This is a genomic window from Patulibacter sp. SYSU D01012, assembly GCF_017916475.1.
Taxonomy (GTDB): Bacteria; Actinomycetota; Thermoleophilia; order Solirubrobacterales; family Solirubrobacteraceae; genus Patulibacter.
The window spans coordinates 1,064,318-1,077,277 of sequence record NZ_JAFMTB010000001.1 but is presented as its reverse complement, the minus strand read 5'-3'; the positions used below and the strand labels follow the sequence as shown (position 1 = coordinate 1,077,277).

Below are 12,960 nucleotides of genomic sequence, written 5' to 3'. Positions count from 1 at the left end.
TCCGTTCTGTCTGAGGCCGGATGGCGGCCCTGAGCCGGAACGCGGCGGAGCGCGGCGATCCGTTCCGGCTGAGGTCCGGATAGCGACCCTGAGCCGGAACGCGGCGAGGCGCGGCGGCCCGTTCCGCCTGAGCTCCGGTTGGCGGTCCTGAGCCGGAACGCGGCGGGGCCGGGCGGCCCGTTCCGGCTGAGGTCCGGATGGCGGCCCTGGGCCGGAACGCGGCGGGGCGCAGCGGCCCGTTCCGGCTGAGGTCCGGATAGCGACCCCGAGCCGGAACGCGGCGGCGACGCCCTACCCGCGCCGCTCGTCGGCCGGCAGGTCGTCCGGCAGCGGGACGTCGGCCACGTCCTGGGGCTCGCCGTCCCAGGACGTGAAGGCCCGGGCGTCGCGCGGCTCGTGCTCGCCGTCGCCGCCGAGGGCGAGGAGCGAGACGCGCTCCGGGCCGCGGTTCACGAGCTGGCGGCGCACCGACGGCGGCACGCGCACGAGCTCCCCGGGCCCGACCTCCAGCTCGTCGCCCTCGACGACCAGCGACAGCCGCCCGTCGAGCACCAGGTACACCTCCTCCTGCCGCTCGTGCAGGTGGATCCGCATCCGCTGGCCCGGCTCGAGGACCATCTGGTTGATCCCGAAGCTCGTCACCCCGAGAGCGCGGCGCAGCCGCACGAACCGCTCCGGCGCCTCGGTCTCCAGGCGGGCCCGCGTCACGTCGTCGTCCATGCCCGCACGCTACCCCGGCCCCGGGCGCGCCGCCACCGCGCGCCCTCGTCGCCCCGCCCGACCGCGCCCCTCGCCCGCCGCTACGGCCCGCTCGTCGCCCCAACCGTCCCGGCCCCGCGCACCGCCACCGCGCCCCCTCGTCGCCCCGCCCGACCACGCCCGTCGTCCGCCGCTGCGGCCCGCTCGTCGCCCCAGCCGCCCCGGCCCCGCGCGCGCCGCCGCCGCGCCCGCTCATCGCAACGGCCGACCCCGCACGCGCCGCCACCGCGCCCGACGCGGCCCCTCGCCCGACGCCCCCGCCCTACGCCGCGGCCGGCACGTCGTCGAACGCCCGCAGGCATCGGCGCGTGGCGACGGCGACGCTGCCGGCGAGCACCTGGCCCTCCAGGTCGCGGAAGCGGGCCGCGCGGACGGCCTCCTGCAGCGCGTCCGCGGCGTCCTCGGCCCGGCGCCACGGGTCGTCCTCGCCGTCCGCCGCGCGCGCCGTCGCGCGCGCAGCGAGCACCTCGCCGAGCGCCCCGAGGGTTCGTGCGGCCGCCGCACGGACGGCGGGGTCGAGCCCGTCCCCCGCGGCGCCCGCGTCGACGAGGTCGCGCGTCAGGTCGCCGACCATGAGCGCGACCCGCTCGAGCGCGGCGGCGCGGGCGAGCGCGTGGCGGCGCGCCGTCGCCCAGCGGCGCGCCCGGGGGTTGCCCCGCCGGGCGCGCCGGACGAGCGCCGCGCTCGCGCGCAGCCGCTCGAGCGCTGGCTCCAGCTCGTCGATCGCGACCTCGGGCGCCGGGGGTTCGCCGCCGTCGTCGCCCAGGCGGGCCGCCAGCCGCTCGAGCCGCTCGGCCAGGCGCCGCCGCAGCCGCTCCGTCGCGTCCCGCAGGTCGGAGAGCTCGGTGGGCGGCAGCACGGTCAGGTTGACGAGCACGCCGACGCCGGCGCCGAGCAGCACCTGGCCGGCGTACCCGACGACGTAGTCCGTGGGGTGCTCGCCGCCGACCGTCAGGACGAACAGCGCGGCGAACGGCACCCACGAGCGCTGGGCGCCGAAGACGGGCAGCAGGCTGAGCGCCGAGCCCGCCGCGACGACGACGGCGACGGTCACGGCGGTCGTGCCGCCGACGAGCTGCACCCCGGCCGCGAGCACCGCCCCGAGCAGGATCGCGCCGACGATCTGGACGGTCGCCCGGAACGAGTCGACGAGCGACGGGTGCACGACGAGCATCGCGCCGAGGGCGGCGTAGTACGCGTACGCGGTCAGGGGCGCGGGCAGGAGGCCGCCGAGGTGCCAGGCCACGCCCGCCGCCGCGGCCGCCTTCAGCGCCTGCAGCGCAGCCCGCCGGCGCGGCGGGCCGGCGACGTCGGCCAGCCGGGCCCTCAGCGTCGCGGCCGTCGGAGGGACGTCCGTCGATCCGGTCATCCCGTCCGCCTACCCGCCGCCGGGCCGCCCCACGACCAGGACGCCCCGTCCGGGGGGGAGACGCCGAGGCGCGCCGTCCGGGCCGGCGCGGCTACTCTCCGCCGCCCTCCTGCTCGTTCTCGTAGCGGGTCGTGACGGGCTGCCGCGCCACGCGGCCGTCGGCGTAGCGGACGGTCCGGGTGACGGTGATCTGGAAGTCGCCGCCCTCGACGGGCTCGCGCGACCCCGCCTTCGCGCTCACGCGTCGCCCGCCGTTGTTGCCGTACAGGCTGACGGTCACGCCGGCGTCGTCGTAGCTCGTCCGCACGTACACCGGCGTGTCGGTGTCGTTCGTCCACTGCAGGTCGATGTCGGGGAAGTTCAGCGTCGACTCGCGGCCCGGCGGATAGCGGTCGATGTACAGGCTGTGGGCGCGGTGCGCGTCGAGCTGCAGCCCGGCGAAGTACGCCGCGTTGTACATCGTGGTCGAGAACTGCGAGACGCCGCCGCCGACGGACGGCTCGATCTTGTTGTTCGCGATGAACGGCGCCTCGACGTAGCCCTTGGCCTTCGTCCGCTGGCCCGTGATGCCGTTGAGCGAGAACTGCGCCCCCGGGGCGATGACGGTGCCGTCGACCGTCCGCGCCATCCGGCGGATGTTCGTCACGCGCGGCTGGCCCGCCACGTACGGGGTGGTGAAGGTGCCGATGAGGTACCGCGCCTTCCGCGCCTCGGCGGTCGACACCTCCGGCGCCGTCGTCTTGCGCGGCACCTTGACGGCGTGGCGGCCGTCCCGGACCGCGGCGCGGATGCGGCCGGCGAGCGCGTCGCGGTCGACGGCGCGGCCGCTGCGGGCCGGCGTCACGCGGACGCCCGCGCGCTTGGGCGACCACGAGACGCTCCCCTTGTCCGTCAGGCTGCCGGCCGTCGCGGGCGCGGAGACGCGGGCGTCGCGGGCGGCGCGGGACCAGCGGCGCTGCGCGCGGTCCAGCACGGCGCTCAGGCCGTCGCCGTCGGCGCCGAGCCGGGCGCGCCGGCCGTCCTGCAGGCTCTCGAGGGCGAGGAGCCGGGCGGTCTCCCCGGCCGTCAGCTCGAGCGTGCTGCCCGCCGCGGTCAGCCGCAGCGGCGTGCGCAGGTAGTCCTCCGCCTCGGCGGCGATCGACTCCAGGCGCCCCTGCGAGACGGCGGGGACCGTCTTCAGCGGCACGTCGACGGACGCGCTGCCGAGCGTCCGCAGCCGAGCGCGCAGGCGGCGCTCCAGCTCGGGACGGTCGACGGTCCGGCCCGGCCGCGAGGTGGTCGTCGTCACCTCGAGGCTGTCGGGGTCGACGCGCAGGGCGCCGGCGTCCGCGGCCTCGCCGACGGCCTCGTCGACCTTCGCCAGCGTCCGCGCCATGCGGCGCTCGTCGAAGGTCGCGTCGAGGGCGACGTCGCGGTGGGCCACCAGCCCGACGAGCGGGCCGACGAGCTTGCCGACGACGCCGTCCCGACCGGCGGCCACGGCCTCGCGCGCCGTCGCGCCCAGGTCGACCGCGTAGCCGGTCGCCGACGCCTTCACCGGGATCGTGCGGCCCGCGGCGCGCAGCCGCAGCGTGCGCTGCGCGGTCGCGTCCGGGCGCAGACGGCGGGCGATCTGCGCGGCGGTGGCGCCCCCCACGTCGACGCCGGCGACCCGGGTGCCCGGCAGGGCCTTGCCGTCGTGGGTCGCCCCCACCGCGAAGGACGCGACGAGCACGGCGAGCACGACCGTCAGGACGACGACGAGCGCCAGCACCGGCGCGGCCAGCGGCAGGCGACGCGGCGGCCGACCGGCGGAGCGGGCCGTCCCGGCGGGGCGGCGTCCGCCGGCGGACGCCGACGGGACCGACGGACGGCGAGGGGCGGGGCCGCGGGAGGGCCGGGGGCGACGGGGCTCGGGCATCGGGCGCCAGCAACCGTAGCCCCGCCGCCGGAGCGACGCGTCAGCCGCACGACTGGTGAAACGCGGCCTGCAGCGCGCAAGCGGCGGCCCAGCGGCAGGGACCGGCCCCGGCGCGGCGACGCGTCACCCGCGATCGCCCGCGGAACGACGAACGCCGCCGGGAGGCACCCGGGACGGTCGGAGGGATCCGGCCGTCCCGGGTGCCGCGCGGCGGCGGCCCGTCGGGATGTCGGTGGCTCAGGCGGCCTCGGCCTCGAGGAGCGCGCCGTCACCCGGCGCGCCGCGCATCTCGAGGTAGGTCCGCATCCGGTCGAGCGCGCGGGCGAGGATGCGCGACACCTGCATCTGCGACACGCCGATGCGCTCGGCGATCTCGCGCTGCAGCATGCCCTCGACGAACCGCAGCTCGACGACCTCGCGCTCGCGCTCGTCCAGGACGCGGCAGGCGTCCTCCACGAGGCTCTTGCGCTCGACGAGGCCGTAGCCCGGCTCCTCGCGGCCGAACCGGTCCAGCGCCTCGCCGGTCTCCCCCACGGGGTGATCGAGCGAGAGGGTCCGGTACCCGCGGCCGCCGACGAGGGCGTCCGCGACCTGGCTGGCCGGCACGCTCAGGCGCTCGGCGAGCTCGGCGGCCGTGGGGGCGCGACCCGTCTTGGCGGACATGCGGTCGCTCTCCCGGGAGATCTTCGCGTCCAGCTCCTGCACCGACCGCGGGACGTGGATCGCCCAGCAGTGGTCGCGGAAGTGCCGCTTGATCTCCCCCGTGATGTTCGGCGACGCGAACGCGGCGAACCGCGACCCCGCCTCCGGGTCGAAGCGATCGATGGCCTTGATGAGCCCGATCGTCCCGACCTGCACCAGATCCTCCAGGGCGTCGCCGCGGCCGGCGTACTGCCGGGCCAGGGCGCGGACGAGGGGCAGTCCGCGACGGACCATCTCCTCGCGAGCCTCGAGGTCCTGGTGAACGTGATACCTGCGCAGCAACTGCAGATCGATCTGATCCCGGCGCGTTGCGTCTTCCAGCATGAGGTGCCTCCGCTTGTGGCGTGATGAACCTTCCAGTGCGCACCGCACGAACGCGGGATGGCGTCCTCGTGGCGTCACACCTGCTGTTGCGCGTGCCTGCTGCCGTGGGAGGACTCCCGTGCGCATGTGTCTCCACCACCTGCCCCGTCCCGGACCGATGGGGTCGACGTCGCGCGAACGACAGTCGGCACGCCCGGCATTGAATCAGGTCGACGGCCGCGCTGTCCAGGAGATGTTGGGACGCCTCAAGTGTGGACGCGCCACCATCGAAGCCGCCGCGGTCACCCTCGCCGCGCCCCGACGCCGGTCATGCCGCCGCGCCGGCCACCATCCGGTCGACGAAGCGCAGCTTGTCCAGGACCGCCGGCGCGAGCACGAACGGGTACAGGTCGCCGTGGCCCAGGCTGCGGTTGAGCGCGTTGAGCGCGTAGCTGAGCGGCAGCCACTGCTCGAGCGCCTCCGCGAAGCGGCCGGGGACGGGCGGCGCGATCCGGCCGGCCGCGGTGCCCGCCGGGTCGGCGACCTGCTCCGGCCCGGCCACGGACACCCGGAAGGACGCGGCGGTCTGGAGGGCGTCCCACACGTGCAGGTAGTGCGCCGTCGTCTCGGCCCAGTCCTCGGCGGGGTGCATCGTCGCGTAGGCGCTGACGTGCCGGTCCGCCCAGTCGGCCGGCGGTCCCTCGGCGTAGTGGCGGTCGAGCGCGGCGCCGTAGTCCGCGCGCTCGTCGCCGAACAGCGCCCGCGCCTCGGCGAGCGCGGCGTCGTCGCCGCTCCGCAGCACCAGCACGGTCCACAGGTGGTGCCCCACCTCGTGCCGCAGGTGCCCCAGGACGGTGCGGTACGGCTCGTCGAGCTGCAGCCGCAGCCGCTCGCGGTGCGCGTCGTCCTCCTCGGCCAGGTCCATCGTCACCAGGCCGTCGGCGTGCCCGGTCGTCACCGGCGCGGCCGCGCTCGAGAGCAGCGCGAAGGACAGCTCGCCCTCGCGGCGCTCCCGGGGCACCGGCACGCCGAGCTCGAGCAGGTCGAACAGCAGCCGCCGCTTCGCGCGCTCCGCGCCCGCCAGGCGCTCGATCCCCTCCGCGTCGTCGTCGGCCGGCCGGGTGCCCGTCAGGACGCAGGCGCGGCAGAGCGCGCCCTCCGCCGGCGCGAGCCAGTTGCAGCCGATCAGCATGGCGTTCGCACACGGCCACCGGCGCTCGGCGTCCCGCCGGCCCACGATCTCGCGCCGCTCGGGGTCGAACGCCAGCGCGGCGCCGCAGTGCAGGCACCGCGTCGCCTCGAACGGGACCAGGCGGCGGCAGACGGAGCAGGCGAAGGCGCGCACCCCGGCATCCTCCCCCGCCCGCGCCGGCCGCACAAGCGCCCGCGGCCCGTCGCCGCGCGCCGCCCGCGGACGGCGTCCCCCCGCCGGACGGCGGGGTCCGCGAAGATGCCGCCATGTCCGACCAGCGGGTGACGATCGAGACCGCGGACCACGTGGCGCACGTGCGCATGGTCCGCGGCGACAAGCACAACGGCCTCGACGGGGCGATGTTCCTGGCGCTGCGCGACGCGGCACGCGAGGTGCGGCGCACGCCCGGCGTGCGCGCCGTCGTGCTGTCGGGCGACGGCCCCAGCTTCTGCGCCGGCCTCGACGTGCAGAGCTTCTTCTCGGGCGACAGCCCGGTCGCCCTGCAGGAGCTGGGCCACCGCCCCGACGGCGAGCTCGCCAACCTGGCGCAGGCCGTCGCGGTCGACTGGCGCCGCGTGAAGGTGCCCGTGATCGCCGCCGTGCACGGCAACTGCTTCGGCGGCGGGCTGCAGATCGCCCTCGGCGCCGACGTGCGCATCGCGGCCCCCGACGCGCGGCTCTCCGTCATGGAGATCAAGTGGGGCCTGGTGCCCGACATGGGCCTGTCCGTGACGCTGCCGCCGCTCGTCCGCCAGGACGTGGCGAAGGAGCTGACGTGGACCGGCCGCGTCGTCTCGGGCGAGGAGGCGGTCGCCCTGGGCCTCGTGACCCGGACCGCCGCCGACCCGCTCGCGGCGGCGCAGGAGGCCGCGGCGGCGATCGCCGGACGCTCCCCGGACGCCATCCGCGCCGGCAAGCGCCTGCTCGACGAGGCGTGGTTCCTCGGCGACCGCGAGAGCCTGGTGCTGGAGACCGAGCTGCAGGAGGCCCTCCTGGGCTCGAAGAACCAGGCGGCGGCGACGCAGGCCGCCATCACGAAGCAGCCGGGCGAGTACGTCGACCCCGAGCCCAAGGCCTGAGCCGGGCCCGCGGCGCCGCCCGTCGGGCGGCGCCGCGGCGGCTACCGGGACGGGACGTGGTCGACGTCGTCGGCCCAGTCGAACTCCTCGTCCTCGCCCGGCTCCCGGGTGCGGAGGAAGAGGACCACGCCGGCGACGACGAGGATCGGCGGCAGCGCGAAGGCGAGCGCCAGCGGGCCGTTCAGGTGGTGCGCCAGGACGACGACCGTCGCCACCAGCGCGTCGACCGAGGCGCTCACGACGGGCGGACCGTCGGGGGACGGCGCCCGCCGCCGCCGAGACGCCGCAGGGCGTCGCCGGCGGTGCGGCCGACCCAGCCGGGCCCGACGGTGGCCACGGGCGACGCCGCGGACCCGCGCCCGATGCGGCCGGCGACCCGGCCGCAGCCGTACATGAGCAGCGCCACCAGGCCCAGGACCGCGAGGATCGCCGGCGTCCACAGCCACGCCGGGATGTCGGGCTTGCGCTCGATCTGCAGCAGCTCGTGGTCGAAGACCATCGGCCGGACGACGTCGGAGCGCACGGGGTAGCCGCCGAAGCCGATCGCCGCGTCGCGCGGCATGACGATCGGGGCGGAGAGCATCGTCCGTCCCTCGTGCACGCGGACGAGCGACTTCCAGTTGCCGTCGAGCGGGACCGGCTTCGTCGACGCCCACGTGCCGTCGGCGGCCTTGCGCAGGCGGTCGACGAACAGGCCGCCGCCCTGCCAGCCGGTGATCTGCACCCAGTGGGCGCCGTCCGTCACCGACGGCGGATCGAACCGCACGCGCACCTGCCCGACCTCGCCCACGCCGGCGCGGCCGGGCTGCTCGGCGCGATGGACGTCCGCGACCTGGATGCGGGCGGAGACGCCCTCGGGGGCGCGCGCGGCGAGCGCGTTGGCGCCGGTCAGGACCACGGCGACGGCCGCCGCCCACGCCGCGATCCGCGGCGCGCGACCCGGCGCGAGGGTGTTCGTCAGCGCGCCGACGAAGACCGCGCCCAGGACGCCGCCGGCGACGCCCGCGACGATCGACGTGGGCAGGCCCTCGGGGAGCAGCGCCGGGGTCCACGGGAGCGGCAGGACGAGGTGCGACCACGCGTACTCGGCGGCGAAGCCGATCGTGCCGCAGGCCAGGCCCGCCACGGCGCCGAAGGCGAGGGGCCGGCGGACGCCGCGCAGCGCGAGCAGCTCGACGACCACGGCGTGGACGAGGAACAGCGGCAGCGCCGGCATCGACTGCCCGAGCGGCCCGCCGACGAGCAGGCTGAGGATGCCGAGGAGCGGGAAGTACATCGCCCACGCCGCCAGCGCCGCACCGCGACCGCCCCAGATCCGCGCCATCGTCAGGCCCTGCGCCGCGGCGAACGCGAGCAGCAGCGGGTGCCAGACCATCCGGTACTGCGGGACGCCCCAGTCGAACTCGCCGACCATGATCGCCCAGCCCAGCAGCGTCACGCCGCCGAAGAGGACCGGGATCGGCCGCATCGCCACGCCGGCCGGGTGGTGCAGGTCGCGGCCGGCCACGCGGGCGCCCTCGACGAGCAGCAGGATCGCGGCGATGACGCCCAGGACCGCGCAGGCGATCATCATCACGTGCGTCGGGCCCCACAGGGTCACGTCCTGCCCGAACATGCGGTGCCAGCCGTCGTCGAGCGGGAAGCCCAGGAAGGCCATCGAGGACGCGACGAGCATGAGCGCCGCGCTGAGCGGCACGGGCCACAGGCCGCGGATGCGCAGGGCCACCCGCGAGCTCTCGGCGCGGCGGGCCGGCGCCATGCCGACCGCCAGCAGCCCGGACTGGAAGAGCCCGAGCAGGCCGACGAGGATCGGGTAGTGCGCGAGCGTGCCGAGCGGCCCCTCGTCTCGCCCCTGGTCCAGGTGCAGCGCGACGTCCCACGTCACGCCGAACAGCGCGCACGCGCCGAACGCGATGCCCGCGAAGGCCGGCACCGCGGCCCAGCCGGGCAGGCCGAGCCCGCGCTCCGCGGCGTCGGCGAGGGCACGGAGTGGTCGCGCCCCGCCGCGCCGGTAGAGGGCGATGAGCCCCAGGACGAGGACGGTCACCAGCGTGGTGGCCACGGCGACGATGGCGATCTGGCCGATCGGCGCGCCGTCACCGGCGTTCGCCGCCTGGGCGAGAGGTACGAGCATGAGCGGTCTCCGGTGGTCCTACGGGATCGTAGCTACGGTAGCGTACCTACGGGAACGTAGTCCAGGGGCGGCGTGAGACGCACGTCACCTGTCAGACTCGATCCGTGCCCGCTCCCTCACGGCCCTCGCCCCGCCGACGCCGCCCCGCTCCGCGGCTGCCGCCGGAGCAGCGCCGGGAGCAGCTGCTCGACACGACGCTCGAGCTGATCACGGACGCCCGGTCCTTCGACGGCATCTCGATGGAGGCGATCGCGCGCGCCGCGGGCGTCACGAAGCCGGTCGTCTACGACTTCTTCGCCAACCGCGGCGAGCTCCTGGCTGGCCTGATCGAGCGCGAGGAGCAGCGCTCGCTGCAGGAGCTCGCCGCCGCCATCCCGGCCCCGCCGTGGCTCGACCAGGACCCGGACGACGTGCTCGTCCAGGCGATCGAGACGTTCCTGGACGCGGTGCAGGCCAACCCGCGCCGGTGGATCCTGATCCTGACGCCGGTGGAGGGCACCCCCGAGGAGATCCGGTCGAAGGTGACGGAGATCCGCGAGAGCGTCGTCCACCTGGCGACGAGCCTGCTGCGCGTCGGCCTGCACGTGCGCCGCAGCACCGCCGAGGTGGACCTGGACCTGGTGGCCCGCATGCTCGTCGGCAACGCCGAGGAGGGCGCGCGGCTGATGCTCCAGCACCCGGACGAGTACCCCCGCGAGCGCCTGCTCGGCTTCGTGCGCTGGATGACGAGCATCGTGCCGCGCGAGGCGGCCTACCCCGTCAGCGTGGCGGAGAGCCTGTCGACGCTGCCGGCCGACGACCCCGTCCGCGTCATGCTCGACGCGGGGGCCGCGCCGGACATCGCGCCGCGCCCCGGCGAGGGCGAGTAGCCCGCCGCGGCGACGAGCCGCTCGATCGCCGCGGTCACCCGCGCCGGCGCCTCGACCGGCGCCATGTGCCCGACGTCCGGCACCTCGACGTGGCCGAGCAGCCGCGGCAGCCGCTCCGCCATGCGCTCCGCGTGCACCGGCGGCGTCAGGCGGTCGGCGCGGCCCGACAGGACCAGGGTGGGCACGTCGAGCGCCTCCAGACCGGCCTGCAGGTCGAGCCGGGAGAGCGTGGAGCCCGTGTTCGCCCGCACGTCGCGCGGGCACGCGAGCACCATCCGCTCGCAGAACGCGACGGTGGCGGGGCTCGCCGACGGCGACAGCGCGACGTAGCGCACCACCCGCGCGCTGACGGGCGTCGTCCGGCTGGGGATCGGCATGCGGCTGCCGAGCACGAGCTGCCCGAGCTCCTGCTCGATCCGCTCGCCCAGGCCCCGCGCCGGCAGCACGAGCGAGGACGAGATCAGGTCGCCCACCCCGGTGTTGAACAGCCCGGCAGCGGCGATCCGCGCCCCGACGTCCTCGCCCCGCTCACGCCGCTCGGCGGCCCACGCGACGATCGTCATCGCGCCGAGCGAGTGCCCCACGAGCACGGGGCGCTGGCCCGACGGCACCGTCGCGCGCAAGACGGCCTCGAGGTCGTCCCGGTACGCCTCGATGGAGTAGTCGCCGCCGCTCGACGGGGCGCTGCCGCCGTGCCCGCGCAGGTCGTACGCGACGAGGCGCAGGCGGCCGGCGAGGGCCTGCAGCTGCAGCGTCCAGAACTCGAGGGCGCACGTCCAGCCGTGGACGAGGACGACGGTGGGCGCGTCGTCGCGCCCGAGGACGCGGACGCGCAGGTCCGTGCCGTCGCCCGCGCGGACGTGGACCGGGCGCCCCTCGACGCGGCGGGCCAGGCGCTCGCGCATCGGGTCGGCGCGCACCCGCCGGCGGTCGGCCACGAGCGTCGCCGCCCACGCCGCCCCGCCGGCCGCCGCCATCGCCCTCGCCCGCCGCCCTGGTCGCGTCATGCCGCCATGCTACGCCTGCGTAGCCGCGTTGGCTACCCGTGCGTAGGAACAGCGCGTCCGGCCGCGTGGGACGCCCGGCGTCCCGACGGCCCGCGCCGTCGACCCGTCGGGGGTGCCGGCCCCCGCCGGTCAGGCGTGGCCCGCCGGTCAGGCCGTGGCCGGCCGGTGTCCGGGCGGATCGTGGTCGTCGTCGACCGGGACGACCTCGGCGTCCGGCGACGGCTTGCCGATCGCGGCCAGCGCGACGGCTCCGGGCAGCGCCGGCAGCCACGTCGAGATCAGGCGCTGGACCAGGCTGGCCAGGACCGCCACGCCGCCGGGCACCCCGAAGGCGATGAGCATGCCCAGGAGCCCGGCCTCGACCCCGAGGCCGCCGGGGATCGGCAGCAGGTTGGCGACCTGCCCCAGCAGGTAGGCCATCATCACGTCGATCATGTTCGGCGCGTAGCCGAACGCGTGGCACGCGGCCCACAGGACGCCGGCGTCGGCGACCCACCACAGCGCGCCGCCGAGGATGGCGATGTCGCGCTCGCGGACGAGCGTGGTGACGGTGTGGACCGCGTCGTCGAGCGTGCCCGGGATCGAGGCGATGACCCGCGCGACGCGGCCCTCGCGGCGCGAGGTCGCGTTCGCCAGCCGGCGCAGCAGCGGCCGGCCCGCGACCGCCACGAGCAGGACGCCGGCGGCGATCGCCGCCGGGATGGTGGTGATCGCCGCGTGGCCGTGGCCGAACGCCGCCGCGAGCAGGCCCGCGATCGCGATCAGGCCGATGAACCACACGTAGACGATCGCGATCTGCGCCGTGACCGTCGAGACCGCGTGGCGGGCGTCGAGGCCGTGCCGGCGCAGCGCGAACGTCGTCGACGCGATGCCGCCCGCGCCCGCGGTCGCGAGCAGCCGGGTGGCGGCGACGCCGGCCAGGACGATCCGCCAGCTCGTGAAGCGCGGCAGCCGCAGACCGGCCCGGCGGGCCGTCGCGTTGAACACCCAGACGTACCCCAGGAAGGAGAAGCCCTCGAGGACCACGCCGACGATGAGCCAGACGGGATCCCCGCGGCGGACCTTCTGCCACGTGTCGTTGAGGAACCCGACGTGGGGCGCGAGCAGCCGGAAGGCGACGATGAGGACGACGAACGCCAGGATGCCGAGCAGCACGCGCTTGACCAGCCCGTGCGTCGAGGGCGCCTCGTCGGCGTCCGGGGCGCCGCCGGGCGCGAGGCCGGGGGCGGCGGCCGCCGCGATCAGGCGGTCCGCGTCGTCGAGCGTCTCCGCCCGCTCGTCGGTCGGCCGGGGCTCGGCGGGCGCCGACGCGGAGGCTGGTCCGCTGCCGTCGGCGGGCACGGCGGCGTCCTCCCCGGGTGCGGGCGCGGGCGTGCCGGGTCGCCGGTCCGCCGGGCCGTCCGAGGGCTCCTCGGAGCCGGGCGCGCTGTGCGGCTGCCGCTGCACGGGCCCCATCCTCGCACGCCGGGCGGCCGGGTGCCCGGGGGACGCGCGCCGCCCGTGGCGGAGCGGAGCGGCCGATCCGTCTGCCGGGCCGGGGGCGCGGACGACCCGCGCCGCTATCGTCCGTGCCCACGCGGCGACTCGGGGAACGCGGTGGGAGTCCGCGACGGTCGCGCCACGGTGTAGCGCCGGGACCACGTCCC

At 76.9% G+C, this 12,960-nt stretch carries 11 protein-coding genes; 2 read left to right on the top strand and 9 right to left on the bottom strand.

The window, feature by feature from the left end; genetic code table 11:
* Positions 1 to 291 precede the first annotated feature (291 nt).
* From J3P29_RS04780 to J3P29_RS04760, 5 genes are all read right to left on the bottom strand, one after another.
* Positions 292 to 720, bottom strand: coding sequence for a cupin domain-containing protein (locus J3P29_RS04780; RefSeq protein ID WP_210491890.1), 429 nt, complete (start codon positions 718 to 720; stop codon positions 292 to 294).
* A 301-nt stretch (positions 721 to 1,021) separates the two neighbouring features.
* Entirely contained in the window at positions 1,022 to 2,128 is a 1,107-nt protein-coding gene (locus tag J3P29_RS04775; RefSeq protein WP_210491889.1) for a hypothetical protein, read from the bottom strand.
* A gap of 91 nt (positions 2,129 to 2,219) precedes the next feature.
* Complete coding sequence (locus tag J3P29_RS04770; RefSeq protein WP_210491888.1) at positions 2,220 to 3,881, bottom strand: VanW family protein; 1,662 nt, start codon at positions 3,879 to 3,881, stop codon at positions 2,220 to 2,222.
* 384 nt (positions 3,882 to 4,265) lie between these two features.
* Positions 4,266 to 5,054: a SigB/SigF/SigG family RNA polymerase sigma factor gene (locus J3P29_RS04765; RefSeq protein ID WP_210491887.1), complete on the bottom strand. Its 789-nt coding sequence runs from the start codon at positions 5,052 to 5,054 to the stop codon at positions 4,266 to 4,268.
* A gap of 307 nt (positions 5,055 to 5,361) precedes the next feature.
* Positions 5,362 to 6,378, bottom strand: a complete 1,017-nt coding sequence (locus tag J3P29_RS04760) for a putative zinc-binding metallopeptidase (protein ID WP_210491886.1) — start codon at positions 6,376 to 6,378, stop codon at positions 5,362 to 5,364.
* A gap of 113 nt (positions 6,379 to 6,491) precedes the next feature.
* On the opposite strand from J3P29_RS04760, the gene J3P29_RS04755 reads away from it, so the two are divergent.
* Positions 6,492 to 7,304 (top strand): crotonase/enoyl-CoA hydratase family protein, encoded by an 813-nt coding sequence (locus tag J3P29_RS04755; RefSeq protein ID WP_210491885.1) that lies wholly within the window; start codon positions 6,492 to 6,494, stop codon positions 7,302 to 7,304.
* Positions 7,305 to 7,345: 41 nt separating this feature from the next.
* Here the strand turns inward: J3P29_RS04755 and J3P29_RS04750 are convergent, their stop codons facing one another.
* Together J3P29_RS04750 and J3P29_RS04745 are read right to left on the bottom strand one after the other, a co-directional pair.
* Positions 7,346 to 7,543 carry a hypothetical protein gene (locus J3P29_RS04750; RefSeq protein ID WP_210491884.1) on the bottom strand — a complete coding sequence of 66 codons (198 nt, stop codon included), beginning with the start codon at positions 7,541 to 7,543 and terminating at the stop codon, positions 7,346 to 7,348.
* On the bottom strand, positions 7,540 to 9,438 hold the full coding sequence (locus J3P29_RS04745; RefSeq protein ID WP_210491883.1) for a hypothetical protein: 1,899 nt from the start codon (positions 9,436 to 9,438) through the stop codon (positions 7,540 to 7,542). The genes J3P29_RS04750 and J3P29_RS04745 overlap by 4 nt, the downstream gene beginning before the upstream one ends.
* 104 nt (positions 9,439 to 9,542) lie before the next feature.
* On the opposite strand from J3P29_RS04745, the gene J3P29_RS04740 reads away from it, so the two are divergent.
* Complete coding sequence (locus tag J3P29_RS04740) at positions 9,543 to 10,307, top strand: TetR/AcrR family transcriptional regulator (protein ID WP_210491882.1); 765 nt, start codon at positions 9,543 to 9,545, stop codon at positions 10,305 to 10,307.
* Here J3P29_RS04740 and J3P29_RS04735 read toward each other — a convergent pair.
* Both J3P29_RS04735 and J3P29_RS04730 read right to left on the bottom strand, forming a co-directional pair.
* Positions 10,190 to 11,314, bottom strand: a complete 1,125-nt coding sequence (locus J3P29_RS04735) for an alpha/beta hydrolase (RefSeq protein WP_210491881.1) — start codon at positions 11,312 to 11,314, stop codon at positions 10,190 to 10,192. The two genes, J3P29_RS04740 and J3P29_RS04735, sit on opposite strands and share 118 nt — an antisense overlap.
* Before the next feature lie 147 nt (positions 11,315 to 11,461).
* Complete coding sequence (locus J3P29_RS04730; protein WP_210491880.1) at positions 11,462 to 12,760, bottom strand: lysylphosphatidylglycerol synthase transmembrane domain-containing protein; 1,299 nt, start codon at positions 12,758 to 12,760, stop codon at positions 11,462 to 11,464.
* Positions 12,761 to 12,960: the final 200 nt, after the last annotated feature.

What these genes read in the sequence shown, in the direction of transcription:
- J3P29_RS04765 (WP_210491887.1), bottom strand. Translation starts at nt 5,054, where the DNA reads ATGCTGGAAGACGCAACGCGCCGGGATCAGATCGATCTGCAGTTGCTG.
- J3P29_RS04780 (WP_210491890.1), bottom strand. Translation starts at nt 720, where the DNA reads ATGGACGACGACGTGACGCGGGCCCGCCTGGAGACCGAGGCGCCGGAG.
- J3P29_RS04755 (WP_210491885.1), top strand. Translation starts at nt 6,492, where the DNA reads ATGTCCGACCAGCGGGTGACGATCGAGACCGCGGACCACGTGGCGCAC.
- J3P29_RS04735 (WP_210491881.1), bottom strand. Translation starts at nt 11,314, where the DNA reads ATGACGCGACCAGGGCGGCGGGCGAGGGCGATGGCGGCGGCCGGCGGG.
- J3P29_RS04775 (WP_210491889.1), bottom strand. Translation starts at nt 2,128, where the DNA reads ATGACCGGATCGACGGACGTCCCTCCGACGGCCGCGACGCTGAGGGCC.
- J3P29_RS04745 (WP_210491883.1), bottom strand. Translation starts at nt 9,438, where the DNA reads ATGCTCGTACCTCTCGCCCAGGCGGCGAACGCCGGTGACGGCGCGCCG.